Origin of the sequence: Terribacillus saccharophilus, assembly GCF_046592895.1 — a bacterium.
Classification (GTDB): Bacteria; Bacillota; Bacilli; order Bacillales; family Amphibacillaceae; genus Terribacillus; species Terribacillus saccharophilus_D.
Genome location: NZ_JAWVPU010000009.1, coordinates 1 through 1,386, shown reverse-complemented (window position 1 = coordinate 1,386; position 1,386 = coordinate 1). Strand labels below are relative to the sequence as shown.

The following is a 1,386-nucleotide window of genomic DNA, read 5'->3' as shown; positions in this document are numbered from 1 at the left end:
TATTCCACAGTAGCTCAGTGGTAGAGCTATCGGCTGTTAACCGATCGGTCGCAGGTTCGAATCCTGCCTGTGGAGCCACGGAGAGCTGTCCGAGAGGTCGAAGGAGCACGATTGGAAATCGTGTAGGCTGCTACAGCGGTCTCGAGGGTTCGAATCCCTCGCTCTCCGCCATACAACTCATATACATAGATGGCCCGTTGGTCAAGCGGTTAAGACACCGCCCTTTCACGGCGGTAACACGGGTTCGAATCCCGTACGGGTCACCATTTATTATCAAGACCATTCCGGAGGATTAGCTCAGCTGGGAGAGCATCTGCCTTACAAGCAGAGGGTCGGCGGTTCGAGCCCGTCATCCTCCACCATCTATATCAGTTTCATAGAGAATACCTTTTATTATCGCGGGGTGGAGCAGGGGTAGCTCGTCGGGCTCATAACCCGAAGGTCGCAGGTTCAAATCCTGCCCCCGCAACCATAATGTTTTGATCGTGGTGCACGTAGTGTGCAACCATAATGTTTCACTTACTACGTTGAGTTTTCTTCTTGGCTAGTGAAAAATCGGAGTACCCGTAGGGTGCAACCAAAACACAGCATCGTTTAGGTGTAACTAGATACTTTTTCAAAGTGGTCCGGTAGTTCAGTTGGTTAGAATGCCTGCCTGTCACGCAGGAGGTCGCGGGTTCGAGTCCCGTCCGGACCGCCACTTATATTTCATACATATGGCTCGGTAGCTCAGTCGGTAGAGCAACGGACTGAAAATCCGTGTGTCGGCGGTTCGATTCCGTCCCGAGCCACTCTCATTGGAGGGATAGCGAAGTTGGCCAAACGCGGCGGACTGTAAATCCGCTCCCATCGGGTTCGTAGGTTCGAGTCCTACTCCCTCCACCATAGGGGTATAGTTCAATGGTAGAGCAACGGTCTCCAAAACCGTAAATGTGGGTTCAAATCCTGCTACCCCTGCCATAACATATTCAACATGGCGGTCGTGGCGAAGGGGTTAACGCACCGGATTGTGGCTCCGGCATTCGTGGGTTCGATTCCCATCGATCGCCCTCCATATAGCTTTAAGGCTATAGCCAAGTAAGAGGGAAGGATTCCTCAGGGAATCCTTTGAACCTCACTTGTATGCGGAAGTAGTTCAGTGGTAGAACATCACCTTGCCAAGGTGGGGGTCGCGGGTTCGAATCCCGTCTTCCGCTCCAAAAATTGGCGGCATAGCCAAGTGGTAAGGCAAAGGTCTGCAACACCTTGATCACCGGTTCAAATCCGGTTGCCGCCTCCATAAGATACTTTTTAACATGCCGGTGTGGCGGAATTGGCAGACGCGCACGACTCAAAATCGTGTTCCGTAAGGAGTGCCGGTTCGACCCCGGCCACCGGTATCACACA

Annotated in this window: 13 tRNA genes; all 13 read left to right on the top strand. The window is 52.7% G+C overall.

The annotated features are described in order from the left end of the window. The first annotated feature begins 3 nt into the window (after window positions 1–3). The 13 genes from SFC66_RS17155 (at window position 4) to SFC66_RS17095 (ending at window position 1,379) form a co-directional block, all read left to right on the top strand. A tRNA-Asn gene (locus SFC66_RS17155) sits at window positions 4–78 on the top strand. Window position 79: 1 nt separating this feature from the next. Beyond that, window positions 80–171, top strand: a tRNA-Ser gene (locus tag SFC66_RS17150). A gap of 20 nt (window positions 172–191) precedes the next feature. After that, a tRNA-Glu gene (locus SFC66_RS17145) sits at window positions 192–266 on the top strand. Between the two features lie 20 nt (window positions 267–286). Continuing rightward, window positions 287–362, top strand: a tRNA-Val gene (locus SFC66_RS17140). 35 nt (window positions 363–397) lie between these two features. After that, a tRNA-Met gene (locus SFC66_RS17135) sits at window positions 398–472 on the top strand. A 151-nt stretch (window positions 473–623) separates the two neighbouring features. Next, window positions 624–700: transfer RNA gene (locus SFC66_RS17130), tRNA-Asp, on the top strand. 18 nt (window positions 701–718) lie between these two features. Further along, window positions 719–791: transfer RNA gene (locus SFC66_RS17125), tRNA-Phe, on the top strand. An 8-nt stretch (window positions 792–799) separates the two neighbouring features. Further along, a tRNA-Tyr gene (locus SFC66_RS17120) sits at window positions 800–885 on the top strand. 1 nt (window position 886) lies between these two features. Further along, window positions 887–960: transfer RNA gene (locus tag SFC66_RS17115), tRNA-Trp, on the top strand. 15 nt (window positions 961–975) lie between these two features. After that, window positions 976–1,050 (top strand) — tRNA-His (locus SFC66_RS17110). A gap of 74 nt (window positions 1,051–1,124) precedes the next feature. After that, window positions 1,125–1,199: transfer RNA gene (locus SFC66_RS17105), tRNA-Gly, on the top strand. Window positions 1,200–1,205: 6 nt separating this feature from the next. Further along, a tRNA-Cys gene (locus SFC66_RS17100) sits at window positions 1,206–1,279 on the top strand. 18 nt (window positions 1,280–1,297) lie between these two features. Next, window positions 1,298–1,379 (top strand) — tRNA-Leu (locus SFC66_RS17095). The last annotated feature ends 7 nt before the right edge of the window (window positions 1,380–1,386 follow it).